Source organism: Oscillospiraceae bacterium (assembly GCA_009780275.1).
GTDB lineage: Bacteria > Bacillota > Clostridia > Oscillospirales > UBA929 > WRAI01.
Genome location: WRAI01000011.1, coordinates 1 through 25252, shown reverse-complemented (window position 1 = coordinate 25252; position 25252 = coordinate 1). Strand labels below are relative to the sequence as shown.

The 25252-nt window shown below is 48.5% G+C and carries 29 protein-coding genes; 5 read left to right on the top strand and 24 right to left on the bottom strand.

Going from position 1 to position 25252, the window contains the following annotated elements:
* Positions 1-10 precede the first annotated feature (10 nt).
* The gene (locus tag FWE06_04685) at positions 11-523 is read left to right on the top strand and encodes an ATP-binding protein (GenBank protein ID MCL2546475.1); all 513 of its coding nucleotides are present in this window, start codon (positions 11-13) and stop codon (positions 521-523) included.
* A 17-nt stretch (positions 524-540) separates the two neighbouring features.
* Here FWE06_04685 and FWE06_04680 read toward each other — a convergent pair whose 3' ends face one another.
* From FWE06_04680 to prfA, 22 genes are all read right to left on the bottom strand, one after another.
* Positions 541-1059 carry a YgjV family protein gene (locus tag FWE06_04680; protein MCL2546474.1) on the bottom strand — a complete coding sequence of 173 codons (519 nt, stop codon included), beginning with the start codon at positions 1057-1059 and terminating at the stop codon, positions 541-543.
* Positions 1056-1622 (bottom strand): GNAT family N-acetyltransferase, encoded by a 567-nt coding sequence (locus FWE06_04675; protein ID MCL2546473.1) that lies wholly within the window; start codon positions 1620-1622, stop codon positions 1056-1058. The genes FWE06_04680 and FWE06_04675 overlap by 4 nt, the downstream gene beginning before the upstream one ends.
* Positions 1623-1628: 6 nt before the next feature.
* Entirely contained in the window at positions 1629-2507 is an 879-nt protein-coding gene (gene fmt / locus FWE06_04670) for a methionyl-tRNA formyltransferase (protein MCL2546472.1), read from the bottom strand.
* A 25-nt stretch (positions 2508-2532) separates the two neighbouring features.
* Positions 2533-3003, bottom strand: a complete 471-nt coding sequence (def, locus tag FWE06_04665; protein MCL2546471.1) for a peptide deformylase — start codon at positions 3001-3003, stop codon at positions 2533-2535.
* 48 nt (positions 3004-3051) lie between these two features.
* Positions 3052-5514, bottom strand: a complete 2463-nt coding sequence (priA, locus tag FWE06_04660; GenBank protein ID MCL2546470.1) for a primosomal protein N' — start codon at positions 5512-5514, stop codon at positions 3052-3054.
* Positions 5514-5702, bottom strand: coding sequence for a DNA-directed RNA polymerase subunit omega (rpoZ, locus tag FWE06_04655; protein MCL2546469.1), 189 nt, complete (start codon positions 5700-5702; stop codon positions 5514-5516). Before rpoZ ends, priA begins: the two co-directional genes overlap by 1 nt.
* An 11-nt stretch (positions 5703-5713) precedes the next feature.
* Positions 5714-6316, bottom strand: coding sequence for a guanylate kinase (gene gmk / locus FWE06_04650; protein MCL2546468.1), 603 nt, complete (start codon positions 6314-6316; stop codon positions 5714-5716).
* Positions 6309-6593 carry a DUF370 domain-containing protein gene (locus FWE06_04645; protein ID MCL2546467.1) on the bottom strand — a complete coding sequence of 95 codons (285 nt, stop codon included), beginning with the start codon at positions 6591-6593 and terminating at the stop codon, positions 6309-6311. Before FWE06_04645 ends, gmk begins: the two co-directional genes overlap by 8 nt.
* Positions 6594-6677: 84 nt before the next feature.
* Complete coding sequence (locus FWE06_04640; GenBank protein MCL2546466.1) at positions 6678-7235, bottom strand: hypothetical protein; 558 nt, start codon at positions 7233-7235, stop codon at positions 6678-6680.
* 47 nt (positions 7236-7282) lie between these two features.
* Positions 7283-8155, bottom strand: a complete 873-nt coding sequence (locus FWE06_04635) for a YicC family protein (GenBank protein MCL2546465.1) — start codon at positions 8153-8155, stop codon at positions 7283-7285.
* A gap of 8 nt (positions 8156-8163) precedes the next feature.
* Positions 8164-8535: a SoxR reducing system RseC family protein gene (locus FWE06_04630; protein MCL2546464.1), complete on the bottom strand. Its 372-nt coding sequence runs from the start codon at positions 8533-8535 to the stop codon at positions 8164-8166.
* Positions 8525-9874, bottom strand: coding sequence for a hypothetical protein (locus FWE06_04625; GenBank protein ID MCL2546463.1), 1350 nt, complete (start codon positions 9872-9874; stop codon positions 8525-8527). The genes FWE06_04630 and FWE06_04625 overlap by 11 nt, the downstream gene beginning before the upstream one ends.
* On the bottom strand, positions 9871-10731 hold the full coding sequence (cdaA, locus tag FWE06_04620) for a diadenylate cyclase CdaA (GenBank protein ID MCL2546462.1): 861 nt from the start codon (positions 10729-10731) through the stop codon (positions 9871-9873). The genes FWE06_04625 and cdaA overlap by 4 nt, the downstream gene beginning before the upstream one ends.
* A 177-nt stretch (positions 10732-10908) precedes the next feature.
* Entirely contained in the window at positions 10909-12108 is a 1200-nt protein-coding gene (locus FWE06_04615; protein ID MCL2546461.1) for a pyridoxal phosphate-dependent aminotransferase, read from the bottom strand.
* Positions 12109-12208: 100 nt separating this feature from the next.
* On the bottom strand, positions 12209-12841 hold the full coding sequence (locus tag FWE06_04610) for an endonuclease (protein ID MCL2546460.1): 633 nt from the start codon (positions 12839-12841) through the stop codon (positions 12209-12211).
* A gap of 127 nt (positions 12842-12968) precedes the next feature.
* Complete coding sequence (locus FWE06_04605; protein MCL2546459.1) at positions 12969-14360, bottom strand: aminopeptidase; 1392 nt, start codon at positions 14358-14360, stop codon at positions 12969-12971.
* Positions 14361-14406: 46 nt separating this feature from the next.
* Positions 14407-15000, bottom strand: a complete 594-nt coding sequence (coaE, locus tag FWE06_04600; protein ID MCL2546458.1) for a dephospho-CoA kinase — start codon at positions 14998-15000, stop codon at positions 14407-14409.
* A complete protein-coding gene (locus tag FWE06_04595) occupies positions 14997-15533 on the bottom strand; it encodes an NUDIX domain-containing protein (GenBank protein ID MCL2546457.1) in 537 nt (178 codons plus the stop codon). Before FWE06_04595 ends, coaE begins: the two co-directional genes overlap by 4 nt.
* Before the next feature lie 34 nt (positions 15534-15567).
* Positions 15568-16626, bottom strand: a complete 1059-nt coding sequence (locus FWE06_04590; GenBank protein MCL2546456.1) for a hypothetical protein — start codon at positions 16624-16626, stop codon at positions 15568-15570.
* 18 nt (positions 16627-16644) lie between these two features.
* Complete coding sequence (locus FWE06_04585) at positions 16645-17100, bottom strand: GNAT family N-acetyltransferase (GenBank protein ID MCL2546455.1); 456 nt, start codon at positions 17098-17100, stop codon at positions 16645-16647.
* A 7-nt stretch (positions 17101-17107) separates the two neighbouring features.
* Positions 17108-18139 carry a GNAT family N-acetyltransferase gene (locus FWE06_04580; GenBank protein ID MCL2546454.1) on the bottom strand — a complete coding sequence of 344 codons (1032 nt, stop codon included), beginning with the start codon at positions 18137-18139 and terminating at the stop codon, positions 17108-17110.
* A complete protein-coding gene (prfA, locus tag FWE06_04575; GenBank protein MCL2546453.1) occupies positions 18140-19207 on the bottom strand; it encodes a peptide chain release factor 1 in 1068 nt (355 codons plus the stop codon). It lies immediately after the preceding gene.
* A 116-nt stretch (positions 19208-19323) separates the two neighbouring features.
* Here prfA and FWE06_04570 point away from each other — a divergent pair, with 116 nt between their 5' ends.
* The 4 genes from FWE06_04570 to FWE06_04555 all read left to right on the top strand — a co-directional run bounded on the left by FWE06_04570 (position 19324) and on the right by FWE06_04555 (position 24072).
* Entirely contained in the window at positions 19324-20541 is a 1218-nt protein-coding gene (locus FWE06_04570) for a sigma-70 family RNA polymerase sigma factor (GenBank protein ID MCL2546452.1), read from the top strand.
* A gap of 150 nt (positions 20542-20691) precedes the next feature.
* A complete protein-coding gene (gene thrS / locus FWE06_04565; protein MCL2546451.1) occupies positions 20692-22446 on the top strand; it encodes a threonine--tRNA ligase in 1755 nt (584 codons plus the stop codon).
* On the top strand, positions 22443-23549 hold the full coding sequence (wecB, locus tag FWE06_04560) for a UDP-N-acetylglucosamine 2-epimerase (non-hydrolyzing) (protein MCL2546450.1): 1107 nt from the start codon (positions 22443-22445) through the stop codon (positions 23547-23549). Before thrS ends, wecB begins: the two co-directional genes overlap by 4 nt.
* Positions 23550-23592: 43 nt before the next feature.
* Positions 23593-24072: a hypothetical protein gene (locus tag FWE06_04555; GenBank protein ID MCL2546449.1), complete on the top strand. Its 480-nt coding sequence runs from the start codon at positions 23593-23595 to the stop codon at positions 24070-24072.
* Between the two features lie 288 nt (positions 24073-24360).
* On the opposite strand, the gene FWE06_04550 is transcribed toward FWE06_04555, so the two are convergent.
* Together FWE06_04550 and FWE06_04545 are read right to left on the bottom strand one after the other, a co-directional pair.
* Positions 24361-24753, bottom strand: a complete 393-nt coding sequence (locus tag FWE06_04550; GenBank protein MCL2546448.1) for a hypothetical protein — start codon at positions 24751-24753, stop codon at positions 24361-24363.
* An 11-nt stretch (positions 24754-24764) separates the two neighbouring features.
* Positions 24765-25252: hypothetical protein (locus FWE06_04545; GenBank protein ID MCL2546447.1), on the bottom strand; the 488-nt coding region annotated here is incomplete at its 5' end.

Here is a 25252-nt window from a genome sequence, read left to right as displayed (position 1 = left end):
TGAGGATTTAATGAAAAATGTAATGATTATTGTATCCGGTATGGCAGCGGCAGGCAAAACGACATTTGCCGAGTGGTTGTCACAAGAGGCGTGTGTCCCTCTTCTTTCTGTTGACAACTTGTGGGAAAATTGGGGGACAACTACGATTCCATTTGCTCAATATTGGGTTCTTTGCGAAGATATAATGAAGCAGTCTTCGCCGTTAATCATTGAATTTGGTTTTTGGGACGAACAAAAGCCGATGATAAATGAATTGGTTAAACAGTACAAGTATCAAACTGTTAATGTCCATTTTACCACTTCGGTTGAGTTGGCACATCAGCGTTTTAATGATAGAAGAAAATATGATATGGGTGGCGCGAAGCCGCAAATTACATTGGAACAATATATGGAAATAGTAGAACAATCGAAAAATTTTCAATTTGGAGATTGCATTCTTTATGTTGATACCACTGATTTTTCAACAGTTTCATATGCGGATATAACTAAACAGATACATCAGCACACAATGGGTGCAGTATAAGCAATATATGCCTAGAATCACCCCTCCCCCTTACACACATCATACCGCCGCATCGCAATCACAGTCGATGTCAAATTGCACACTTCTGTCAACGCCCCCGTGTACATACCCGCTGACAAGTTATAGACAATCATACAACTTTGGCTGAGCAATGATGTTTTGCGCAGCCATTTCATGTTATCTTGCCATGTGCCCCACGTTTTTGCCGATGTTGCAATTAGCGGCATAATGCTCAAAACATTTTGCCATGAAAAATACGTCGAAATTGCAATAATTCCCAAAAACGCAACCAATACTATGCGTGATGGTTGCAAATTTTTCTTTTTATATACATAAAACACCACACCGCGAATTAGTACAACAGTAAACAAAAGTGCGGCTGTAATTCTGTTTGTCATCAAATATTGCGCGATAAAGAGGACCGTTCCTGTAATTTGGAGCAATAGGAACGTTTCTTTTTTGCGCTGTTGCAATGATGCGACGAATAAAATTAACGTGAGGATTCCGAGTGCTTGTATAAGGATGAAATTATTCAAAGGGTTTTTCCCTTTTCAACGTAATATTCATCTTTTAAAACAGCATACTCAACACGATTTACCCATTCACCGTCCCATTTTGTATGTTGCTTGTAATCGCCCTCTTTGGTCATTCCGCACCGAATCATCGCACGTTCTGACGCAAGATTACACTGCAAACACCCGGCTGTAATTTTGTTCACACGCAATTCTTCAAAGCCAAACTTTATAACAGCTTTATTTGCTTCGGATGCATACCCTTTGCCACAAAACTCGGGCAAAAATAGATATTGCAATTCCGCACGACTGTCAACAACAGGCTCAAACCCAACTTCAAGCTCTACAATCCCCGCAAATTCGCCGGTTTTAGCCAATATAACAGCAAATTCCCACCGCAATCTTGGTTTATGCTCATAATCTTTCAGCAGTGTGTCTATATAATGTTGGCTCTGCGCAATATTAGCATGAGGCAAATCTAAATAGCGCATAACATTTGGATTTGAGAATAAATTGTACACGTTATTGGCATCTTTACTGCAAATTTCGCGGAGTAATAGCCGGTTTGTTTTAATTGGTAGTTTCATAGTACATCACTTCCGCCCGCGCAAATAATCCGCCGCGGGCATTTTCTTGCCGCCCGGGGCTTGCACTGTGCCGATACACACTAATTTTCCGTCCCCGGCAGCAATGGTAAGCCCGCCGTTGCTTGTGTCTTCGCCAAAAATAGACGCATTTGTAATTTTCAATACCACACCGTTAATGTTCGTTGTCGCAACCGGCCACGGGTCAAGTCCGCGAATTTGGTTGACAACTTTCTGCGCCGATTTTTGCCAATCGACATCACACAACGACTTGTCGAGCATAGGCGCAATCGTCGCAAGTGCCTCGTCTTGCGGTGTTCGCGGCGCGTTACCAATTTCCAGGCAAGCAAGGGTTTCAACCAGCAGTTCCGCCGCCATTGGCATAAGTTCGTCATGCAATTCGCCCGCTGTCATGTCGGGCGGAATTGCTATCGTACGTTTCAAAATCATATCGCCGGTATCCATACCCTCTGCCATGTGCATGGTCGTCACGCCGCTCTCGCGCTCGCCGTTGAGGACAGCCCATTGTATCGGTGCCGCTCCGCGATATTTCGGCAGCAGCGATGCATGGGCATTTATGCAACCGTGTTTCGGGATTTCAAGGATATCAAGCGGCAAAATGCGTCCGTACGCCACAACGGCAATGCAATCGGGCGCATACGCACGCAACTGCTCTGCCACAACGCCATCGCGCAATTTTGTGGGCTGATGCACCGTCAAGCCATGCGATAACGCCAGCTGCTTAACGGGCGGCGGCGTCAACTTCATCCCCCGCCCTACCGGCTTGTCGGGCTGGCAGTAGACGGCTAAAATGTCATGCCCTGCGGCAATCAATGCTTCCAATGACGCAGCAGCAAAGACCGGCGTACCCATAAAGACTAATTTCACGCAGTACCCCCCTCTTTTTTATTTCTTATTTACTTAACTCTTCATCAGTCAAATACCGCGACACTTTGGCGGTAAACAACTGTCCGTCCAAATGCTCCAATTCATGGCAAACCGCCCGCGCCGCAAGCCCTTCAACGAATTTCTTAAATTCTTTGCCGTGTCGGTCCTGCGCCTTGACTTTAACTTTCATCGGGCGCTTGACAATTCCATAAAGCCCCGGCACAGACAAACAGCCCTCTGCGCCCTCCTGCTCGCCGGACTGCGCCACAATTTCAGGGTTAATCAATTCGATTAGCCCCGTTTCTTCAGTGTCAATCAACGCCACACGCCGCAATACGCCAACTTGCACAGCGGCAAGCCCCGCACCGTTGGCCTCAATGAGCGTATCACGCATATCGTCCAGCAATTGATACAAACGGTCATCAAATTGCTCGACAGGCCGTGATGGCTTTAATAGGCTGGCATCGCCCTGTGTCAAAATTTCTCGAATTGCCATAACCTTAGATACCCCTCTGTTAATATAATATCACCTAATGAGTCGCTGTTATATATTATTCGGCATAAAATCAGCATACACATATACGCCCTTACATGCCTTGCTAAGTGCCGCCATTTCCTCTGAAATGCCATGCCGCGTTGCGCGGTCAAATTGCCCCAACAACACAAGCTGATAGCGATACTGAAAATTGTGCCGAAATAAAGACGCCGGCGCAGGCCCTTTGATATTTAGTGCGGGAAACATTATTGCTAACTTATCTCGCAAAGCTAGTGCGGCCAAATGCACTGCCTCATTTTCACGGCCCGACAGGCGCAGTAGCAACATTTCGGAAAATGGCGGCAAATTTCGTGCCTGCCGTAATGGCAATTCGGCTTGATAAAATACATCGTAGTCCTGCGCTGCCGAGGCTTGGAGTATCACATTTTGCGGTGTGAAACTCTGAACGACAGCCCGACCCGGCTTTTGTCCGCGCCCGGCGCGCCCCACGACTTGAGTAATCAATGCAAACGTCCGCTCATGGGCACGAAAATCAGCGGTATTTAACGATGAGTCGGCCGCTAAAACACCAACAAGCGTAACATTCTCAAAGTCCAATCCCTTTGTAACCATTTGCGTCCCCACCAAAAACGGCACTCGTTCATCGCGAAATTGCGCCAACAACGTCGCGTGTGCGCCGCGCCCGCCCGTCGTGTCTGTGTCCATACGAATGATGGGCTGGTTGGGAAACATCTGCTGCAATTCTTCCACCACACGTTGCGTGCCAAATCCCATTGACTTCATCACACCACCACAATGGTGGCAACTCTGTTGTGCCGGCATCGAATACCCACAGTAATGACACATTAGGCGATTGTTCGCCGAATGATACGTCAAAGCATTACTGCATGCCGGACATTGCGGTGACACGCCGCATTGCAAACAAGTATGCATTCTATCACGACCACGCCGATTGACAAAAAGGATAGATTGTTCGCCGTTTTCTAAATTTTTGCGCAGCTCTTGCGCTAAAACATTTCCAACTACACCATTCAAGCCATTCTCTAAATCAACCCGCAAGTCAGCAATCGTCACCGCCGGTAACGCCGACGCATTAAACCGCCCCGGCAACGCCAGCAATGTCAGCTTACCCGTCCGTGCAGCGTACATGCTTTCAATGCTCGGCGTCGCGCTGCCCAGCACAAGCAAGGCATTGTGCTGGGCAGCGCGATATTTCGCCACGTCGCGGGCATGGTAGCGCGGCATGTTATCGCTTTTATAGCTGCCCTCATGCTCCTCATCAAGAATAATCAGCGACAGCTTACGCATGGGTGCGAAGACTGCCGAACGCGTGCCAACCACCACATCAGCCTGTCCTGACCGCACGCGCTTCCATTCATCATAGCGTTGCGTCAGCGTCATGCCGCTGTTGAGCATGGCAACACGGTCGCCAAACTGTTGCGTGAATTGCGACACCAGCTGCGGTGTCAATGCGATTTCCGGCACAAGCACCATCGCGCCGCCGCCTTGTGCCAGCGTGTGTTCAATAAGCTTAATATAGACTGCCGTCTTGCCACTGCCCGTCACACCATGCAGCAATGCGCCTCGCGAGCGAACGCCACTTCCGGTTTGCCGGCGGTCATGCAGTTCAACAAGTCTCTCAAATACCGCTTGTTGTGCCTCGGTCAGTGTTTCGATTGTCTTGCTCGACAGTTCCAGCTCAGGGCGACGAAAACTCTCACGCTCATGCGTATTCACAGCCTGCAACTTCTCCAAAGCCCGCAATGTCGCTGCTGTCGCACCTGTATAATAGCGCAACTCGTGCCACGGCAAAGTTGGTCCCTCGGCTTGCAAGAGCTCCAGCAACGCCACCTGTAACGACGCGCGATGCGCCATACGCCCCGCATATTCTCGCACACTGAAGTCGGGCGACAATGTGACAAGCACTTCTGTTTTGTCGTTCAGCCGTGGTGCACGCTTTTCCTCAACACGCGCAAAGCCTTTGAGTCGCAATGATTCCCATGCCAGCTCACCGCCCTGCTGTGCCAGCACGGCGCTAAGGTTTGCGCCTTTTTTCTGTCGTTTAAGCCATTGCCACAACGCCAACACTTGCGGTTCATGTTGACATGCCTCTGCCACAACTTCTTCGCCGACATCATTCACAAAGCAAACCGTCTTTGCCTGCAACCATACACCCGCAGGCAACATGGCGCGCAAGACAGCGTAAAACGGCGCGAAAAAACGCTCCCGCACCCAAAATGCAAGTTGAATATCCTGACCTGTGGCAATAGGTTCGCGGTCGAGCAGCTGCAAAATCGGCTTTGTCTTGGAATGCACCGATTCATTACTCAATGCCAAGACAATGCCTTCTTTCCGCGTATTGCCCCGCCCAAACGGCGCAACGACTCGACAGCCCGCGCAAATATCCTCACGCCACTGTTCAGGCACTTCATAATCGTATACAGCATCCAAGCCTTGCAACGGTAACTCTAGCGCGAGCTTAGCGTACAGTTTGCCTGGCACATGCGGCATTATACCGATGCCTGTATACGCCCCTCGGCAACTTCCCGAATGGCGATGCTGAGTGGCTTCTCTTCCAAGAAAACACCCTCCTCACGGGCATCTTCGGCAATGTCGCGTGTACGTTGCGCCACAACATTCACCAAGAGATAGCGATTGTTCACCGATTGCATCATTTGCGCGATGGATGGTTCTAACATAATAATCTCCTCTATTTTTGTATTTCCCGCCCTGACGCCAACTTCGCCATAATCACAGACGCCAGTTCAAACGCCGCACGGTCAATGTCTCCCTTACGATTAAACACGATATGATCATAAATGTCAAGTTCTGACAATTGTTCGCTGACTGCTTGCATACGCTTAGCAATACTCTCCTCACACTCTGTGCCGCGTTTTCGCAGCCTGTCTTCAAGCTCATCTAATGATGGTGGTACCAGATAGACAAACAGTGCGTCGGGATGTCGCTGTTTGATTTGCACTGCACCCTTAACTTCAATGTCGAGCAATACGACTTCGCCCAACTCAATACGCTGCTTCACAGGTGCATAAGGCGTTCCATATTGATGCCCGGCAAACGCAGCAAACTCTAACAGTCCGTCTCCCTTAACCAACTCATCAAATTTCTCACGGCTGACAAAGTGGTACGCCACGCCGTCATCTTCGCCCGGGCGCGGCTCACGCGTGGTTGCCGACACCGAAAAATGCACCGGCGGCAAAAACTTGCCGTATTGCTTCAGCATAGCAGCGATGACTGTACTCTTACCACTGCCGGACGGACCGCTCAATACGACCAGCGTGCCCTGTTTACTCATCGGCGCCATCCTCCCCACAGGCAATGGTTGCCTCGTCAGTCATACGGTTGGTGAGCCGGTTGGCAATGGTTTCAGGTTGAATCGCCGACAAAATCACATGATCGCTCGACATCACAATGACAGCACGCGTACGCCGTCCATATGTCGCGTCAATCAGCATTTTTCGCTCCCGCGCCTCGGTAATACTCCGCTTAATGGGTGCCGATTCGGGGCTTACAACAGCTATCAAATGCGCCGTGTTGACCATATTGCCAAATCCTATGTTGATGAGTTTCATTGAAAATCCTCCGTGGTAATTGCTGTGCCCTATGCTGTATAATGTTTATTTTGTGCAGTTTTATTGCCATTGTTACTACTCATATTATGTTTTATCTATGATATACGCTTTTTTAATAAGTATTAAACTTTTAACACTATCAATGAAAACCGGGATGTTATTATAATGGTGCATAGATTCCGGTCTTATCCACGGCGTTATCCACATCATATTCCTCATATCGTTATCAATAGATGTAAACGCAAAAGACTTCGATTCACCAAATGCAAGAACGCAAATATTCATATGGCTGTTTCCGGCAACATTGACTGTCATCGCTAAATCCTTTGAACAACCCTCCTTCGCGCAATTAACACATTTATGCTCCAACGCTTTCATAAATATATCGACAACTTCCTCCGATTGCTCATTCACATATTTATCACTATTACCAATCCATTCAAACGAAACTTCACAGCCGATAGAATTTTCGTTGATACGCACTTTGCCTACATCTATGCCTTTATACTTGAATTTATAGCATTTATACCCCTGTGAAATGGTCATGTCTTCTGACTTTAAAAATGCGTAAAAATCTTCAAAGTCTGCAAGTAGCTGACCACTTAATTTTTCCTTTGCTATTTCCAATAGTTTCTTTGACATTTTAACCTCCACTAATATAAATTCTCTAACAACAAATATCACCACACCTACTCTATATTCTGCACCTGCTCCCGCATTTTCTCAATCTCAGCTTTCAAGTCCACCACAATCCGTGCCATATCGGCATCATTACACTTTGACCCGATGGTGTTTGCTTCGCGGTGAAATTCCTGCATCAAGAAATCAAGCTTGCGCCCGCCGCCCTTATCAAGCAAGTCACGCATTTGCTTGATATGACTGCGCAGTCGCACAATTTCCTCGTCAATCGCCGCTTTGTCGGCAAACAGCGCCGCCTCAGCCAGCACACGCTGCGGGTCGAACTGCTCATCGCCTAACAGTTCGCGCATACGAGCGTCAATTTTGGTGCGATACGCTTCCGTCGCCTGCGGTGCCAAAGCAACGATTTGTTCCAGCAACGCTTCCACAGCAAAACAACGCTCCAACAAGTCGGCCTTTAAATTCTCGCCCTCACGCCGACGCATTGTTGTCAGCTGTGTCAACGCATGGTCAAGCACGTCGAGTACTGCCGCCTGCAAGGCGTCATTATCCTGCTCAGACCGCTGTGTAGCAATCACATCCGGCAGCGTCAGCAGTCTCGTAACGCTTAAATCATTGGGTTTCCCCAGTTGTGCTGCCAGTTGTGCTGCCGCTTGCATATATCCCTCGGCTACCGAAGCGTTGACTGTGATAGCCGCATTGTCAGCCTGCGCGCTGTCAATGGTGACAAATGCCGACACTTTGCCGCGCGAAAGAGCCGCATTCAACCGTGCCTTGACAGGCTCTTCCAAAAACAGATACAACGCACCCGTGCGGATATGGCAATCTAAATACCGCCCGTTGACGCTTTTGACCTCAATGGTAATATTCTGCTTACCGTGCGTGCCCTCGGCACGTCCGTAACCTGTCATACTCGCAATCATAATGCCCTCTATTCTGATGTTATCATTTCAATCGTTGTGGCACCGTGCTTGCGCCGTCGTCCGCACAGTATCGCCGCGCCCAGCGTTACAACAAAAGCAACCGCACCAACCCACGGTGCAACAGCATATCCGCCCAAAAACAATGCAATTGGCAGTACATACAACCATGCCGCCATGCCGAGAATCGACTTTGTCGGCGTTTGCACGACAACAGCATCACCCACAAGTGCGTTGCAGTTATTGTAGGCATTTAATGTAATGGTGCTCACCCCGCAGCTACCGCACGTTAGGCATCCGTGTCCGCACGCTGCGCCGCGTTTAACAATAATCTCAACTGTACCGTCAACGTTCACGGCAGTGACGATGCCGTTAGCTTGCATCAGTCTCAATCTCAAGCGACACGCTCAACTCGCCAATCACAGCCACCAGTGGTGCGCCGCGGATATTCACCGTTGCCTGCGCGCCCATTCGTCCGGCGACAATGGGCGCCCCCTGCATGGCAAGATCAACAACCACCGTAATATCGTCAGCATTCAGCGCTTGCACCGATGCCGTCGGGCCACGCAAACGCACTGAAATCGGCGGCACAATGCGATAGCTTATCCCTGCCGGCACATTGTTCACCCTAAAATTCTCCACCACCACGTCGCGCTCGCTCACGCCGCTGATAGTAATCGACACTGTGGCTTCTTCCACGCGGTCAACATTGAAGACGCCGTTGACGGGGACGTGTACGGGAAAAAGAAAGTCTTGGCTCATGCTCTCCAATTCGGCGAGGATAATCGCCGGCTCAAGCTCAATGGTATGAATACCGTCCAAAATCTCGCGCTCACCTTGCAACCGTATGCTGGTCGGCGAAATCACAGACGATTCGACATCTTCTTGCCGAATGCCGCCGCCGGCAACAATTTGAACGGCCAGTGGCACATCCTTAACGAAATGCACAGGCACATACACCATAACTATTTCGGCAAATGTCAAATCACTTTCGCCGATTGTTGCGCCGTAAGCGTCTAAAAACTCCCAAATATATACATCTTGCGTAAAACTTTCCGACGCTTGGGTCGCATTCAGCACAATAGTGACTTCTTCGATATAATCTACCACATCGGCCGGGCCGCTGACGGTCAAACGATTGGCAATCACATCATCGGGATGGCCAATCGATTCAATGCGGATATTGTCCTCATCAATACGGTAATCCTCATCCAGCTCCACCGCACTGATATCTACGCGCACAGGCACGCGCCGAACAGCATAAGCGACAACTTCCAACATAAGCTCTTGCGGCGAAATCCTGATAACTTCCACACTGTCTTGCAACGCTGCTGGCAAGATGACCTCAATGGTCGCAGGATGCTGCCCTGTCTCATCAATGTGCGCCAACGAACATTGCACAACAATGCTGTCGCGCATCCCCTCCAGCCGCGTCAAATCCCTCATCGTACCGCGCACGGTAATATCAACGGTTGACGCCAACCCCCCACGTATAAAAAGCTCGTGGTCTTCGGTTCTGTCATTAATGACGGTTACGGGCAAATTCGAGATGGTAGTCTGACTCGTCGGGTCCAGCATGGTCATAACAAAAAGCCACAGCACCACAGCCACGAACAGACTCAAAAGTAACCATAAAAAATTAATGCCGCGGCGCTCTTTGGCAGGAGTCAAACGACTTTCAGTACGGCCGTCGCTTGGGAGGCGATTGTTTTCACTCGTCATGATTTCCTCCTCCATCGGCGCGTAAAACGTTTCAAGCCTTTGGCATTGGCGATTTCTTCGTCAACAAGCAATTCGTTGTTCAGCATTTTTTCTAACGTATCCGGTGTCAAGTGCCGTTTGATAATACCGTCCTGCACCAGCGAAATTGAACCCGTCTCCTCACTGACAACGATGCAGACGGCGTCTGACGTTTCACTCATACCCAGCGCTGCGCGATGCCGCATACCCAGTTCGCGATTGACGGTGGTGCTGGTCGTCAGCGGCAGCATACAACCGGCACCGACAACGCGCCCCTCTTCAATGATTACCGCGCCGTCATGTAATGGTGATTTTGGGAAAAATATGCTCTGCAACAGTTCACTTGATGTCTCGGCATTAATCATGGTACCCGTGCGCAAAATATCGGTTAAAATTACGTTGCGTTGGAAGATTATCAGCGCGCCTGTGCGCTCCCACGCAAATGTTTTGCAAGCCTCGACCGTATGCATGATCGCGGCTTCCACCGTACTGCGGCTCTCTTTGGCAAGCAGCTGCTGCAACGTACTTTTCGAACCGATTTGCTCCAACATCTTGCGCAGTTCCGGCTGAAACATAACGATAATCGCAATGATGCCGACTTGCATCGTATTGCTCAAAATATAGTTGATTGTTTGCAGCTGTAAAAGCTCAGCCAACAACATCAGCACAGCCAATAGCACTACGCCTTGAATAACGCGGATAGCTTTCGTACGGCGCAACAGCTTAATTAGCTGGTAGACAATGAGCGTCACCAGCAAAATATCAATGTAGTCGGACACCGTGGCGTCCCGTACATAGTGTATAATATTTTCGAGCAGCGTACGGAAAAACTCTTGCATACCGACTCCTTTACATGAACTGTATATATTGTACCACAAATCGCCGAAAATGTCAAGTCGAAAAACCCCTGCCTAATGGCAGGGGCCGGTAAATAAAACTGACTTAAAGTCGCGCATTTTTCAGTCAATTATGGGGTCTTTGCAGCAAATTTTGGGTGCCGATGGGGCGTCCCTGCACTACATGGCTCCCTCAATAAACACTTTTAAACGCTCCAAGCCTTTGACAATATTTTCGTCGCTCGTAGCATAGCCCCAACGCAAATAATTCGGCGCGCCAAACCCGCCACATGGCACAACGGCAACGCACGCCTTCTGAAGCAACAACTCAGCAAAATCATCGGCGTTATTGATAACCTTCCCATATAGCGTCTTGCCGAGCAGCGCCTCAATGCTCATCATGACATAAAACGCCCCCTGTGGCCGAATGACCTTGACCAGCGGTATTTCATCCGCCTTGGCCAAGAATAAATCTCGGCGCTTGTGAAACACATCTCGCAACGCTTCAACGCACGACTGGTCGCCGCTCAATGCGACAGCCGCCGCCTTTTGCGCCATTGTTGCCGGTGAAGAAGTCGAATGGCTCTGATAATTTGCCATCAATGTCGCCAACTCCTGGTTTGCCGCTACATACCCCACGCGCCAGCCCGTCATGGCAAAGCTTTTCGACACGCCGGACAATACCACCGTCAAGTCTTTCATTTTCGGAGAAATAGCCGCAATGCTTGTAAAAGTTCCCTCATACACTAATTTGCTGTAAATTTCATCACTAATGACGAAAATTTCGTGTTCCACACACAGCATTGCGATTTTTTCCAATGTTTCACGCGGCACAACCATACCTGTTGGGTTAGACGGGCTGTTGAGTATCATTACTTTTGTCTTGGGTGTAATGACATGAGCAATATCATCAACGTCAAGCTCGAAACGATCGCCCTTGTCACAATTGACCTCAACGACAACGCCGCCGCACATCTCAATCTGCTCTTTATAGCTAACCCAATACGGCGTGGGTAAAATCACCTCATCGCCCGGATTGAGCAGGCATGCCAACGCAATGTATAGGTTGTGCTTGCCGCCACTCGACACAACAATCTGGCTTGGCGCGTAATCCAAACCCTTATTTGCTTTGAAGCGTTTGCAAACAGCTTTGCGCAATTCCTCGGTGCCCGCCGGAGGCGTATAGCGCGTCAAATTATTCTCAATCGCCGCAATGCCGGCTGCCTTGATGTGTTCCGGCGTATCGAAATCAGGCTCACCTGCACCAAAACCGATAACATCCTGCCCCTCGGCAAGCATTTGCTTATACTGCGCATCAATCCGCATAGTGGTCGATGCCGTGATTTTTTGTGCCCGTGTAGAGTATGGTTTATGGCTCATGGATTGTTGCCTTCTTCCCAATAAATTTCTTGAACCAGTATACTCTAAATCTTGCAAGAAAGCAACCCTTTCGACAAAATTTTATGTGGAAATTGAAAGGCTATTGGCATGAGCTGCAAATCGCTCCTAATGGACATCCGTCACACTTCGCCTTTGCTCGGCAAAAGTCTTTGCACACATACACAATGCAAGCGTGAAAGTTATTGTACAACGGCACATCAACAGGCAAACTGTTCATAAACCACGCCTGCACATCACGGTAGGTCAACTTAACATCCACACCCAAACGTCCCAGTAACCGTTTTGTGTATGCATCCACCACAAATGACGGTAACTCAAGCCCATACAGCAAAATCGAGTCTGCAGTTTCCTCCCCTACCCCTTTAATGTCAAGCAATTCATGCCGCAATATTTCCAACGGCTGCGCAGCGACTTTTTCAGCTTGATAATCATATTGCTTGAACCAAGCCGTCAAACATTTTAAATACGCCGCCTTTTGATTGAAGAACCCCGCAGGACGAATAATTCCGACAAGCTCATCTAGCGTCGCATTTTCCACAAATTTAGGCGTAACATCGCTTCCAAAATTATTGATGGCCTTTTCCACGTTGCGCCAAGCTGTGTTTTGGGTGAGGATTGCGCCAATCATCATTTCATAGGGCGCATCGGCAGGCCACCAATCTAGGTTGCCGTAACGGGCGTAGAGTATGTTGTATAGCTTCGTTGGTTTCATAATTCTGCTCCTGTAGTTGTGTAACATTACGCTATAAGTGTAACACACATTTTCTCTGCTGGATTACCAAAAACAACTTTGTTGCAAAAAGGGCCGAGCATTTAACTCGACCCCCATTTTTTAATTCCTAACTAGCCAGCACCGCCCCGTACGCTTTATATGCCATAAACACATCCAGTTTACCCACCAACTCAAACGGCGCGTGCATTGACAACACAGGCACACCGGCATCGACAATATCAATATTGCGTTCCGCCAGATACGCCGCGACAGTGCCGCCGCCGCCTTGGTCGACTTTACCGAGTTCCGCCATCTGCCACAGCACGTTGGCTTTGTCAAACATACCGCGCAGTTTTGACATCACTTCGGCACTTGCGTCCGACGCACCGCCTTTGCCGCCGCGCCCGGTGTACTTGCATACAGCAATGCCGTGGTTGAGCATGGCACTGTTATTTTTCTCACTAACACCGGCAAACGTCGGGTCATACGCATTGCTTACGTCTGCCGACACGCAGAATGAGTTGGCGTAACAGTCAAATAAACTAATATTATTAGGTTTACATAATCCGTTAACAAACCAATCGAAATGCGCGCTCTTCATGCCTGTAACGCCCTCACTGCCGATTTCTTCCTTGTCGGCGAGCAACACGAGTGCCGTCTTTTCTGGCACTTCCTGCAAGTCAAGCAACGCTTGCAACGCCGCATACGAACACACGCGGTCATCATGACCGTACGCGCCAATCATCGAACTGTCCAGCCCCACATATCGTGCCGACAACGCAGGCACAAGCGACAGTTCGGCAGTTTGGAAATCGCATTCGGTAATGCCGTACTTTTGGTTAAGCAGTTCCATCACAGCGAGTTTCACGCGGTCTTTGCCTTCTTCGCTGTCGGGTTTTGAGGCAATCAAGGCATTGAGTTCTTCGCCGGCAATACCTTCAGTCATTGATTTTTTCATTTGGTCTTTCGCCAAATGCGGCAGTAAATCAGTGATGTATAGCACCGGATCGACGGCATCGAAGCCAATTTTAATGTCAATTTGTTTGCCTTGTCTGTCGTACACCACGCCCATCAACGCCAACGGCAACGCCGTCCATTGGTATTTCTTAATGCCGCCGTAATAGTGCGTTTTGAAATACGCCAGCCCATCGGCTTCGTACAACGGGTTGGGTTTCAAGTCCAGCCGCGGCGTGTCGATATGCGCGGCAATTAGGTTAAACCCCGTCTCCATTGATTGCTTTCCGATAATGGCTAAAATCATTGCCTTACCGCGATTGTCGGCGTAAATCTTGTCGCCGGCTTGATAGCTTTCGCCCGGCACAAACAGCTTGAATCCGTGCTTTTCGGCAATTGCAATAGTCGCCTTAACAGCTTCGCGCTCGGTCATCGAATCGTCCAGAAAAGTGCGGTAATCTTCGCACAATTCGTCCATTTTCTTTGTTTCCTCGGCGTTGAGTGTGTCGTAGCCGTTTTTTGGACTCCGCAACAATGCCTCATGGCGTTGGTCTTTTTTTTCCATAATTTTTTCTCCTTCTTTATAGGGGCGCACAGTGTCCGCCCATTGATTATTTATTATTGGCGGGCTGTGCGCTCCTACAATATTCTAATATTTTCAACGCATTCTTGCGCAATTCAAGCTCTGTGCCATCGTTTTCAATACAATAATCCGACTCTTCTCGATAATACACATCATCGGGCTGAGCGTTAATCCGCGCTTGCACTTGCTCTACCGTCAAATTATCCCGCGCAACGACACGTTGTATGCGCAATGCCGGCGGCGCAGTGACACTTACAATGCAATCGCAATGCCGCACAATATCACTTTTCAGTAGCGCAATCGCCTCAATTACGACATCGCCATCAATATCTGCAATCTTTTTCGCCACTTCTTCGGCAATATGCAGATGTGTAACAGCTTCCAGCCTTGCAAGCGCGTCGGCGTTGTTGAATACAATTTCCGCCAACTTTGCCCGATTGATTTTGCCGCTATCGTCAACGGACGGAAATTCGCCCAACACGGCGCGTTGCAATACTTTTGATGCTGTCAGCAATTCACGATACACCACATCGCAATCAATAACGTGCAACCCGCATTTCCGCCAAATTGCCGCGACTTGCGATTTACCGCTACCGATTGGACCTGTGAGGCCGATAGTCATAGCGCATTCTCCTGTGTCCATGCCAACGCTTCTTTTAGTATCGTAACCGTTACCGCTTTTGTCCACCAACGCCCATCAACAGGTCGTTGGTTGCTGAATTGCTGCTGTGAAGCGAGTTCAAATGCCTGTGGCAACGGCAACCACAATGGTTCACTTCCGTCGGCGATTTCATAATCACACAAGCTCAACTCACTCTTTTCGCCGACTACTCTCGCGATATAGCAATAGTTTTCAGCAACAACGCTAGGTTCGGCGCAATTACTGTTCTCATCAACTCGCCCGAGTTCAGCGATAATCTCACAATCGCAGCCGCACTCTTCCAGCATTTCACGTTTCAATGCCGTATAAAAATCCTCACCATCTTCGACCCCGCCGCCCGGCAACATATAAACTTCCCATTTTTTTATATGCCACAGTGCAATATTGCCATCTCGATCAAATAACACCGCACGCACACAAATACGCGGCGGCGCAGTAGATAAGCCGTCAACGCCGATGATATCCTTATCCGTAATCGTTGCAATATGTTTCATAACGCCCATTCCTTATTTCTGCATTCTTATTTACTCAATACGTTCCCACACGTTTTGCCGCCTCCACCACCACACGCATGTTTTCCAAACTCACACTGCTGGGAATCGAATGGTCACTCGCAAAGATATACCCCCCGCCCTCTTTCAGTTTCGGCACAAGGCGTTCAATCTCGGCAACCACAGCTTCGGGGTTCGTCCACAGTTTAATATCAAGCCCACCGTGCAACGTAAGTTTATCGCCGTACTCGGCTTTAACGGCCAGTGCGTCCATGCCGGCCTTAACTTCTAACGGATTGAGTATATCGACACCGGTGTCAACAATGTCGGGCAGCAATTTTGTAATGTTACCGCAAGAATGCAGCCGTGCAACAATGCCTTTATTGTGCGCCCAATCAACGGCGCGTTTATGCGCCGGTTTGATAATCTGCCGATAAATTTCGGGCGAAAACAGCGTTGTGCCTTTATAACCCATATCATCGGGCCAGTGGATGGAGTCAAAGCGATAGCCCTTGTCCCACATCATGTCGTAATGCGCAATACACTTGTCTAAATATGTGTTAATAATATCTTCAACCCATTCCGGCTCTTCAATCATCGCCATCAAAATGGTTTCTGTGCCGCTCATCCACGAATGCGCCACGTCAAAACCAAACCAAAAAACAGCTTCAATCCAATCGCCATTGGCAACCCATTTGGCGTGATTGTCTTCCAACGCCGCCCAATCAATGCGCGACGGGTCGACGGTCATACGCGCTTTTGTTTCTTGCCAAATTTTAGAATCCTTCACTTTGAAGTCCAAGAATTCCGGCGTAGACTCACCGCCGCCAAAATCTTTATACGTCGCGCCCCAGGCATTAGTGCAAATTGTGTATTCGTCTGTTTTTTCAATGACTTCCACCTCATAGCGCGGCGAAATATCAACCCATAATTCCTGCACTTTGTCGATGCCGAAATAATCGCGGTAATCCATCCCCGCAGGCAAGCCCTCTTGCTCCCAACGCTGCACTGTGCCCGGCCACGGCCAATCCTTAATGGGTATACGGTCAACGTCTTGGCGGTTGATTATGCGCGTAAAGCGTTCTTTGGTTGTCATGGTGTGTCCTCCTAAGATTCAAAGCGTTTTTAGTAATTTTACAAACTTGCCGCCCTCATCTTCGCCCATACGGAAAATGCTTGTAAAGCCTTTTTTCTCATACAGCCATCTGGCTCCGATACTGTCTATGTCCACGCCCAAAGACATTTCTTTGTAGCCTAGACTCTTAGCGTACTCGGTTAAATAATCAAGCAACACGCCCCCGATACCGCGATTGCGGTATTCCGGCTTAACCACCATTCTCGAAAGATAAATACGTTCATTTTCAATGGTGCATCCTAAATCTCCGCTGACTAGAACGAGTGAGCCTTCGCCTATATATTCGTCATTTTCCACATACACAAAGGTGATTCTATTGCCGGATATAAGTTCGTCATGCCACTTTTTTGTCCTTTTGGGGTTCTTGTTCATATCCCAAATATTGCCACACTTGTAATAGTTGTCCGGGGCGAGCTTTTCTATCGTATAGCCCATTCTTAATTCACGCCTCCAAATCCCATTCAAAAATATTAACCGTGCGATAGCCATTATCTTTGTACAAATCATGCCATCCCGGCAATGCCACTGTGCGAACCAGCTTTGCGCCCAATTTTTCACAAACGCGTATGGAACTTCGGTTGTCATGGCGGTTTGAAATCAACAATTTAGTCATATCATGCGCCTTAGCAATAGGCGCCAACAAGCGGCAAGCCCGTGCAGCATAGCCGTTGCCTCGGTGTGGTTCATCGATATTATAGCCAATTTGCCCGCCGTAGTACAGCCCCTCGGTAAAGCCGATGGTCAAGCGCGCGTCACCGATTTTCTCGCCGCCCTTGCAAATGATGAAGCTGTAATTCGGCATCCAATTCCGTTCGGGCTGATACGGCGTTTTCTTTATGCAAACAAAATACAATTCGCCGTCACGCAGTTCGGGCAAGTCGACAAAGCCGTCAAATGTAATAGGCAACAGAGCATAGCGAGCAATTTCAGTTTGAGTCTCCCACTCCCGCCTTAACATCGCATACAAAAACGCGTCATCGTACTCACTATCCGACTTTTTGTGCGCGGGAAAAGCGTCTAAGAAATGCCCCTCACGGCGCATTCCGATTTTCTCCATAATGCCCCATGAGCCAATATTTTCGGCATAGCATTCGGCTATAATTCGATGCAAATTCAATGACTCAAAGCCAAATTTCAGCAATGCCCGCCCTATTTCCGTACCGTAACCTTGCCGCCAGTAATTGCGGTGCAGCAACCAACCCACGCTACCATAATTGTCGTTAATATCAAGCCCGCACCCGCCAATAAGCTGTCCGCCATCTCTTAATGTAACAGCCCAATTATAATTTTTTATAGGGTTTACTTCCGCTTTGGCAATAAATTCAGCGATTTTCTCACGGGTTACTTGCTCAGTGTTCGTTGGGTATGGCATGTAGTTAAAATTCTCATCATTGCCCGCATAACTATGCACAGCATCAAAGTCATCATGTCGAAATTTCCTCAAAATCAATCGTGGTGTTTCAATTGATTTCATCTACTCCTCCCCCTTCAACTTCTCCGCCTGGTCCGCCGTTGTCAGCGCGTCAACCACTTCGTTTAACTCGCCGTTCATAATGGCGTCAATTTTATACAGCGTCAAGTTAATCCGGTGGTCGGTCACACGGCTTTGCGGGAAATTATACGTCCGAATGCGCTCACTGCGGTCGCCCGAGCCAACTTGCCCTTTGCGTGCCGCCGCAATTTCATCGGTTTGCTTTTGACGTTCCATGTCGAGTAAGCGCGTTTTTAGAATTTTCAAGGCGCGGTCTTTGTTCTTGTGCTGGCTGCGCTCGTCTTGACACTCAACGACCAACCCGCTCGGAATATGCAACATCCGAATGGCCGAATCGGTCTTATTGACGTGTTGTCCGCCCGCGCCGCTGGCGCGCATGGTTTCAATTTGCAAGTCGGCAGGGTTGATTTCAATATCGACATCTTCGGCTTCTGGCAATACGGCAACAGTTGCAGCCGATGTGTGAATACGCCCCTGCGTTTCGGTGTCCGGCACACGTTGCACGCGATGTACGCCGCTCTCGTATTTCAAACGTGAATAGGCGCCGTTTCCCGAAATCAGAAACGAAATTTCTTTAATTCCACCCAATTCAGTGTCGTTTACGCTCAAATTTTCCACTTTCCATCGATTGCTCTCGGCAAACATGGTATACATACGATACAACGCCGACGCAAACAACGCCGACTCCTCGCCACCAACACCGGCACGAACTTCCATTACGACATTCTTTTCATCATTTGGGTCAACGGGCAATAACAGAATTTTCATGCGCTCTTCAAGATCGGGAATGACCGCTCTCGCCGCGTCCAACTCCTCCTGCGCCAACTCCCGCAGCTCCACATCGCCGCCCGCGTTAAGGATTTCCATCGATTCCTCGACAGTCTGCAACGCCGCCGCATACTCTTTATAAGCCTCCATCAACGGCATGAGTGCCTTCTGCTCTTTGAGCAACTTGCCCATCGCCTGTGGGTCGGCATACACCTCAGGGTCGGCGAGCTGTGTTTCAATGACGTTGTATTTCTCTTCAATGCCGCGTAGTGTGTCGAGCATGGTGTTCTCCTTTTACTTGTGCTATACTCAATCTATCACTTCCGGCGATAAATGTCAATGACGGCACCCAACTTTTAACCTGTCTTCGCGTCTATATTACGAGAGGAGGGAAAACAATGCAGGAATTTCAAGACCTGGTCAACACCAACTACGCCAAAGTCTTCTACCACACCTTAAAACAAGTCGGCAATGACCACGATGCCGCCGACATCGCGCAAAACACCTTTTTCAAAGCCTTCCTGCGCTACGGCTCACTCCAAAAGCCGGAATCCGCCGCCCCGTGGCTATTCGTCATCTGCAATAACGAAATCAAACAGCACTTCCGACAGGCTGCAAAGCAACAAACCACACACCCAAACCAACCCCAACCGACAAGCCACGCCACACTCTATGCCGCCATCGAGCAACTATCCCAAGCCCAGCGCCAAGTCGTACTCCTCAAATACTTCGGCGGTTACACCATGCAGGAATTGTCAGTGGCACTAGACATCAGCACCGCCACCGTCAAAAGCCGGCTCTACGAAGCCCGCCAAGCCTTGAAACGCCTGTTAAGCACACCATCACCCACACTACAATCAAAAAGGAGAAAAAACATTATGTCAACCATCAACCTATGTGACATCGGCTCAAAAACAATCCCCTGCCTGTCACTCAACGCACAAAAACAACTCTTGCAATGCGCCAAAGATAACGTAAAATTCACCGAAAGCATGCTCGCCGAGCTTGCCGACATTGACACCGGCAAGGATTTCTTAGTCGCCTGCAACGGCAGCGTATCCTACGACGAACTCGTCAAAATCCTCGCCTGCTGCGACGATGCCACCGTCTACCGACTAAGCGGCAAGGACTATAAAGCATGGCGCTCAATCAGCAACAGCCCGCTGGCCAAAGACATCGCCGCACTACAAAACATGGGCGGCTACATCGACAGCGTAGAGCCAATCTTGTACGTCCCATCGCTACTCGACACCTGCCATTGGTACAAAAAATATCTCAACTGGGGTTACGGTACCGACGAGGACGGCATCGAAAAGTACTGCCACGCCACCATCTGCCCGCAAGCCCACGACGACCTCAACTCGCCGTACCAAAACTTCAAAGGCTTCCACCTCCGCCAAAGCCAAAGCAACGATGTGCCAATTCGTTGCGGCGCATTTATCTTTGTCAGCGGTCTGGCAGAATTGCACACCTCAATCATCAAGCGCGGTTGGAGCAAAATCACCAAAATCCGCCACAACAACTGGGGGACAGACGCTTTTAACGTCGAAGACCTAAACGGCTTTACCTTGGAATTCTGCGAATGGCGTTGTGAAAATCCGTCAGACTATACCTAACCAACGCAGAGTCTCTGCTCTTGCCGTTCGCAGTAAAAACAACCGCAACGTCACAGCAAGGCGGGGTTTGTCCCCCGCCTTGCTTTTTATTTGCAATTATCCGCGCAATCTGCTATACTATTCAGCAGATTAAACGCGGAGGATAAAACAATGAGCCAAGCACCCACATTTGACTTGCAAACCCTGCGCCATAGTGTTTCCCATGTCATGGCAGCCGCGGTAACGCGTTTGTACCCAAACGCAAAATTAGCCATCGGCCCTGCCATCGACAATGGTTTCTACTACGATTTCGACCTCGATACACACATCAAGCAAGAAGATTTAAAAGCGATTGAGGCTGAGATGAAAAAAATCATCAAAGAACGCCATGCTTTTACAGCATACACACTGCCCCGAGCTGAGGCACTCGAAGCCATGGCTGATCAACCATATAAAGTGGAGTTGATTCACGAACTACCCGACGACGCCGAAATTTCTTTCTACAAGACCGGCGATTTTGTTGACCTCTGCGCCGGGCCGCACATTGACCACGCCGGGCGGATTAAAGCATTCAAACTTCTCAATGTTACCGGCGCATATTGGCGTGGTAATAGCGATAATAAGATGTTACAGCGCATTTACGGCACGGCATTTGCGACCAAAGATGAGTTGGCGGCACATTTGCACGCGCTGGAAGAGGCGAAAAAGCGTGACCATAACAAAATCGGGCGTGAACTAGGCTACTTTACAACGGTTGACTATATCGGACAAGGCTTGCCTATTCTACTACCAAAGGGTGCAAAGGTTTTGCAACTTTTACAGCGTTTTGTCGAAGACGAGGAGGAAAAACGCGGCTATTTACTAACTAAAACCCCTATGATGGCAAAGCGAGACACCTATAAAATTTCGTCACACTGGCAACATTACCGCGATGGTATGTTTGTTATCGGCGATGCCGACGCCGAAGAAAACAATGATGTGTTTGCCCTGCGTCCCATGACCTGTCCGTTCCAATTCCAAGTTTATCTTAATAAAATGCGTTCCTACCGCGATTTGCCCATTCGTCTGAACGAAACGGCCACGCTGTTCCGTAATGAAGGCTCCGGCGAAATGCACGGTCTAATTCGCGTACGGCAGTTCACGTTGGCAGACGGGCATATTATATGCACGCCCGAGCAAGTGGAAAGCGAATTTGTTGGCTGTATGGAACTGCTCGAACACATCATGGACGCGCTGGGCATTCGCGATGATTTAACCTATCGCTTCTCAAAATGGGACCCGAACAACAAAGAAAAATACTTGGGCACCGCCGAGGATTGGGAAAATGCACAAGCTATTTTGAAAGCTACCTTAGACAAAATGCAACTTGATTATGTCGAAGCTGACGGCGAAGCGGCGTTTTATGGTCCCAAGCTGGACGTGCAGTTCAAAAATGTACACGGTAAAGAGGATACCTTGTTGACCATTCAGCTCGACTTCCAGTTAGCCGAGCGATTTGGCATGGATTATGTGGACGCCGATGGACAAAAGAAACATCCCTACGTTATCCACCGTTCATCGCTGGGTTGTTACGAACGCACATTGGCGATGCTATTAGAGAAATACGCAGGCGCATTGCCGTTGTGGACTGCACCAGTACAGGTCAAACTGTTACCCCTGACAGACCGTCACCAAGACCACTGTCGCCGAGTCGCCAACGATTTGCGCGCCAGCGGATTGCGCGTTGAGATTGACGAACGCAACGAAAAAATCGGCTACAAAATCCGCGAAGCACAGCTCGAAAAAATCCCCTATATGCTCATTGTAGGCGACAAAGAACAAGAGGAAAACACCGTCAGCGTGCGTGCACGTGACGGCGACAAAGGCGCGATGCCCGTCGCCGAGTTTGTAGCAATAGCGGCCAAGGAAATCGAGGAAAAGTCATGAAAAAAGTGCTAAGTGTATTCGGCACACGACCCGAGGCCGTCAAAATGCTGCCGCTGGTCAAAAAAATCGAGCAAACACCCGGCTTGCAAAGCATTGTTTGCATTACGGCACAGCACCGTGAAATGCTCGACCAAGTCATGAACATTTTTGACGTCAAGGCCAACTACGACCTCAACGTCATGAAACCCGGTCAAACATTGACAAGCATCACTGCCGCTGTGCTGACAGGACTTGAACCCATTTTGCAAGAATGCCAGCCTGACATTGTTCTCGTGCATGGCGACACAACGACCAGTTTTGTCGCAGCACTGGCGGCATTTTATCAACAAATTCCTGTGGGGCACATTGAGGCCGGCTTGCGAACATTTGACAGATATTCCCCTTTTCCCGAGGAAGTCAATCGCACCATGACAGGCAAATTGGCAACCTACCACTTTGCGCCGACATCCACCAATGTAGCTAACCTTGCCGCTGAGAGCATTACAGAGAATGTCTACCTGACCGGCAATACGGTCATCGACGCATTGTTGTCCATTGTGCGAGGCGATTATGCGTTCAAATCCCCTGCCCTGCAAAAATTGGATTTACAATCGGGGCGTGTGATTTTAATGACAGCCCACCGCCGCGAAAATTTAGGCCAACCCATGCGCAATATTTTTGAAGCTGTGCTGAATATTGTAAATACATACCGAGATGTGCGCGTGATTTACCCCGTACACAAAAATCCCGCCGTGTTAAATTTGGCACATGAAATTCTGGGCAAACACGACCGAATCCACCTCATTGAGCCGCTGGACGTCGATGATATGCATAACCTTATGGCACAGTGTCACTTAATTTTGACCGACTCTGGCGGTATTCAAGAGGAAGCGCCGTCGCTAGGCAAACCGGTGCTCGTTTTGCGCACGGAAACTGAGCGCCCCGAGGCTGTCGAAGCGGGAACTGTCAAAGTCGTCGGTGTAGAAAAGGATATCATTATTGCTGAGGCATCAAAACTGTTAAACGACGAAAACGCCCACAGCGCTATGGCCAAGGCCGTCAATCCTTATGGCGACGGCAAAGCATGTGAGCGCATCGTAGAGGTGTTGGCAACACAGCTATGAGCAGCATGGGTTGAAGTTTATATTTTATGCAGGAAAAAGTGTAATGTATATGAAAATTGAAGATATAATCAATGAAGTTCTCATGGGAGAAGCGCGCAAAAACGCGCTGGATTTTGTCGAGTATTTGCAAACGAATGGTGCGCAATTCAGTGATTCCGATAACTTCTTTTGGAATCCCACATTTAATGAAAAGGCCTTGTTTACAATTAACATTGCAATTTATAACGACGGAGCAGCAAGTTTTGATACCTTTATAAATATTTTGCCGTCTGCTTGGGAAAATGAGAGCGCGGCAGCATTAGAAGATGAGCGCACTAAGGAAATCCTTTGGGCAAATGTGCGCCCCTGCGTAATCACCGATTGCAAAAACTGTAGCCCGGGATATGAAAAGATCATCCTTGGAAAAGAATTTAATAATCTCTGTGGGTGCTTTTTAGGGATTTATGGCCCTGACGCAGAAACATTCACTTGTATGAAAAAAATATTTGACGGCATAAAAAGCGATATTATTGAAAATGCTTAGATACTTATTAAACAAACTGCCGTAGTAATGATTTTATATTTAGTGTAGGAGGCAATAGATATGGCAAAAGGGCCAATGGGTAAAAACGCGAAGCAATTAAGTGCCGCAATAGGCGTTGGAATACAAAAGAAAGAACGCCCCAAAATCGATACAATAATAAACCATCTTATTATTGACCCCATAATTAAAAACGAGCTTAATAAAATAGTCAATTTATTAAATGAGAGCAACGCCAAACCATCTTGGTTTACCACCAGTCATTATAAATTCAAACACAACGACGAAATTTCATTTCAAATAAAACTCGGTGATAGCTTCTTCCTCTACAAATACCCAACCATAAACAACATGCACCCAAGCGTATAAATAGCGTGGAATTCCGCGCATAGGGTATGTTACCAAAAAGGCATAACGTGGGATGTCTGTCACCCACTCGTCCAAATCGGGACGACGGGTGAATGTCGCATCTTCTCCAAACTCCTCTTGCAGTAGTTCCAGCGCTTCGGCGTATTCATAGCTTGGTTCTGTATGTGTTGGCTCTGGCGTTTCAGTAGGTGTCGTTATGGGCGTTGGTGTGTGGTCAATTACATCATTCTCGCCGCGAGAGGCAAGCAAGATGCCAACAGCCAGTAAAGCCGCAACCAAAACGACAGCCAATATTACCAAAATAACTTTTTTCATATTGGCATGAGCTAACGGAACATAGTTATGCTGAAGCCTTCGCCATCTGCGTAACTGTGTATATGCACAAACAATTGGTCAAATGAGTCATAATATCCATATGGCGATTCATCTAGCACGTTATAGAGCCATACCGATTCTAAGGACACAGCTGCATCTTCCTCTGGGCTTCCTTGGGAAAAGCCCGCATCTCTAAGCTGCTCCTTATATATTTCCATAACGCTCATATCAAAAAATCCATATTGTGTCATAACTATCCCATACTGCGGAATCCAAAACCAATCATATGGAATTATCTCACCATTGCGCATAGGGATAGGGAATAAAATGTTAGGAACTTTTGCGTATAAACTAGACTCTTCAAACGCTGTTGGCTCCCCTGTATTAGGATTGACCCACACATATAGATAAGACTCCATACTCACATTAGAGTAATCTATCAGAAAAGCATATAACAGAACGCCATCCTCATATCTATCCATTTCAGTCAAACGACTTG

Bases quoted from the DNA above. Each gene is read 5' to 3' on its own strand.
- FWE06_04615 (MCL2546461.1), bottom strand. From the start codon at position 12,108: ATGAGCCATAAACCATACTCTACACGGGCACAAAAAATCACGGCATCG.
- FWE06_04645 (MCL2546467.1), bottom strand. From the start codon at position 6,593: ATGAAACTCATCAACATAGGATTTGGCAATATGGTCAACACGGCGCAT.
- FWE06_04630 (MCL2546464.1), bottom strand. From the start codon at position 8,535: ATGCAAGCTAACGGCATCGTCACTGCCGTGAACGTTGACGGTACAGTT.
- FWE06_04570 (MCL2546452.1), top strand. From the start codon at position 19,324: ATGCAGGAATTTCAAGACCTGGTCAACACCAACTACGCCAAAGTCTTC.
- FWE06_04675 (MCL2546473.1), bottom strand. From the start codon at position 1,622: ATGAAACTACCAATTAAAACAAACCGGCTATTACTCCGCGAAATTTGC.
- FWE06_04685 (MCL2546475.1), top strand. From the start codon at position 11: ATGAAAAATGTAATGATTATTGTATCCGGTATGGCAGCGGCAGGCAAA.
- FWE06_04605 (MCL2546459.1), bottom strand. From the start codon at position 14,360: ATGGAAAAAAAAGACCAACGCCATGAGGCATTGTTGCGGAGTCCAAAA.
- wecB (MCL2546450.1), top strand. From the start codon at position 22,443: ATGAAAAAAGTGCTAAGTGTATTCGGCACACGACCCGAGGCCGTCAAA.
- FWE06_04580 (MCL2546454.1), bottom strand. From the start codon at position 18,139: ATGAAATCAATTGAAACACCACGATTGATTTTGAGGAAATTTCGACAT.
- FWE06_04635 (MCL2546465.1), bottom strand. From the start codon at position 8,155: ATGATTGCGAGTATGACAGGTTACGGACGTGCCGAGGGCACGCACGGT.
- cdaA (MCL2546462.1), bottom strand. From the start codon at position 10,731: ATGCAAGAGTTTTTCCGTACGCTGCTCGAAAATATTATACACTATGTA.
- gmk (MCL2546468.1), bottom strand. From the start codon at position 6,316: ATGAGTAAACAGGGCACGCTGGTCGTATTGAGCGGTCCGTCCGGCAGT.
- def (MCL2546471.1), bottom strand. From the start codon at position 3,003: ATGGCAATTCGAGAAATTTTGACACAGGGCGATGCCAGCCTATTAAAG.
- priA (MCL2546470.1), bottom strand. From the start codon at position 5,514: ATGCCGCATGTGCCAGGCAAACTGTACGCTAAGCTCGCGCTAGAGTTA.
- coaE (MCL2546458.1), bottom strand. From the start codon at position 15,000: ATGACTATCGGCCTCACAGGTCCAATCGGTAGCGGTAAATCGCAAGTC.
- FWE06_04590 (MCL2546456.1), bottom strand. From the start codon at position 16,626: ATGACAACCAAAGAACGCTTTACGCGCATAATCAACCGCCAAGACGTT.
- FWE06_04555 (MCL2546449.1), top strand. From the start codon at position 23,593: ATGTATATGAAAATTGAAGATATAATCAATGAAGTTCTCATGGGAGAA.
- FWE06_04550 (MCL2546448.1), bottom strand. From the start codon at position 24,753: ATGAAAAAAGTTATTTTGGTAATATTGGCTGTCGTTTTGGTTGCGGCT.
- FWE06_04625 (MCL2546463.1), bottom strand. From the start codon at position 9,874: ATGACGAGTGAAAACAATCGCCTCCCAAGCGACGGCCGTACTGAAAGT.
- FWE06_04595 (MCL2546457.1), bottom strand. From the start codon at position 15,533: ATGAAACATATTGCAACGATTACGGATAAGGATATCATCGGCGTTGAC.
- FWE06_04640 (MCL2546466.1), bottom strand. From the start codon at position 7,235: ATGTCAAAGAAACTATTGGAAATAGCAAAGGAAAAATTAAGTGGTCAG.
- prfA (MCL2546453.1), bottom strand. From the start codon at position 19,207: ATGCTCGACACACTACGCGGCATTGAAGAGAAATACAACGTCATTGAA.
- rpoZ (MCL2546469.1), bottom strand. From the start codon at position 5,702: ATGTTAGAACCATCCATCGCGCAAATGATGCAATCGGTGAACAATCGC.
- FWE06_04585 (MCL2546455.1), bottom strand. From the start codon at position 17,100: ATGGGCTATACGATAGAAAAGCTCGCCCCGGACAACTATTACAAGTGT.
- thrS (MCL2546451.1), top strand. From the start codon at position 20,692: ATGAGCCAAGCACCCACATTTGACTTGCAAACCCTGCGCCATAGTGTT.
- FWE06_04610 (MCL2546460.1), bottom strand. From the start codon at position 12,841: ATGAAACCAACGAAGCTATACAACATACTCTACGCCCGTTACGGCAAC.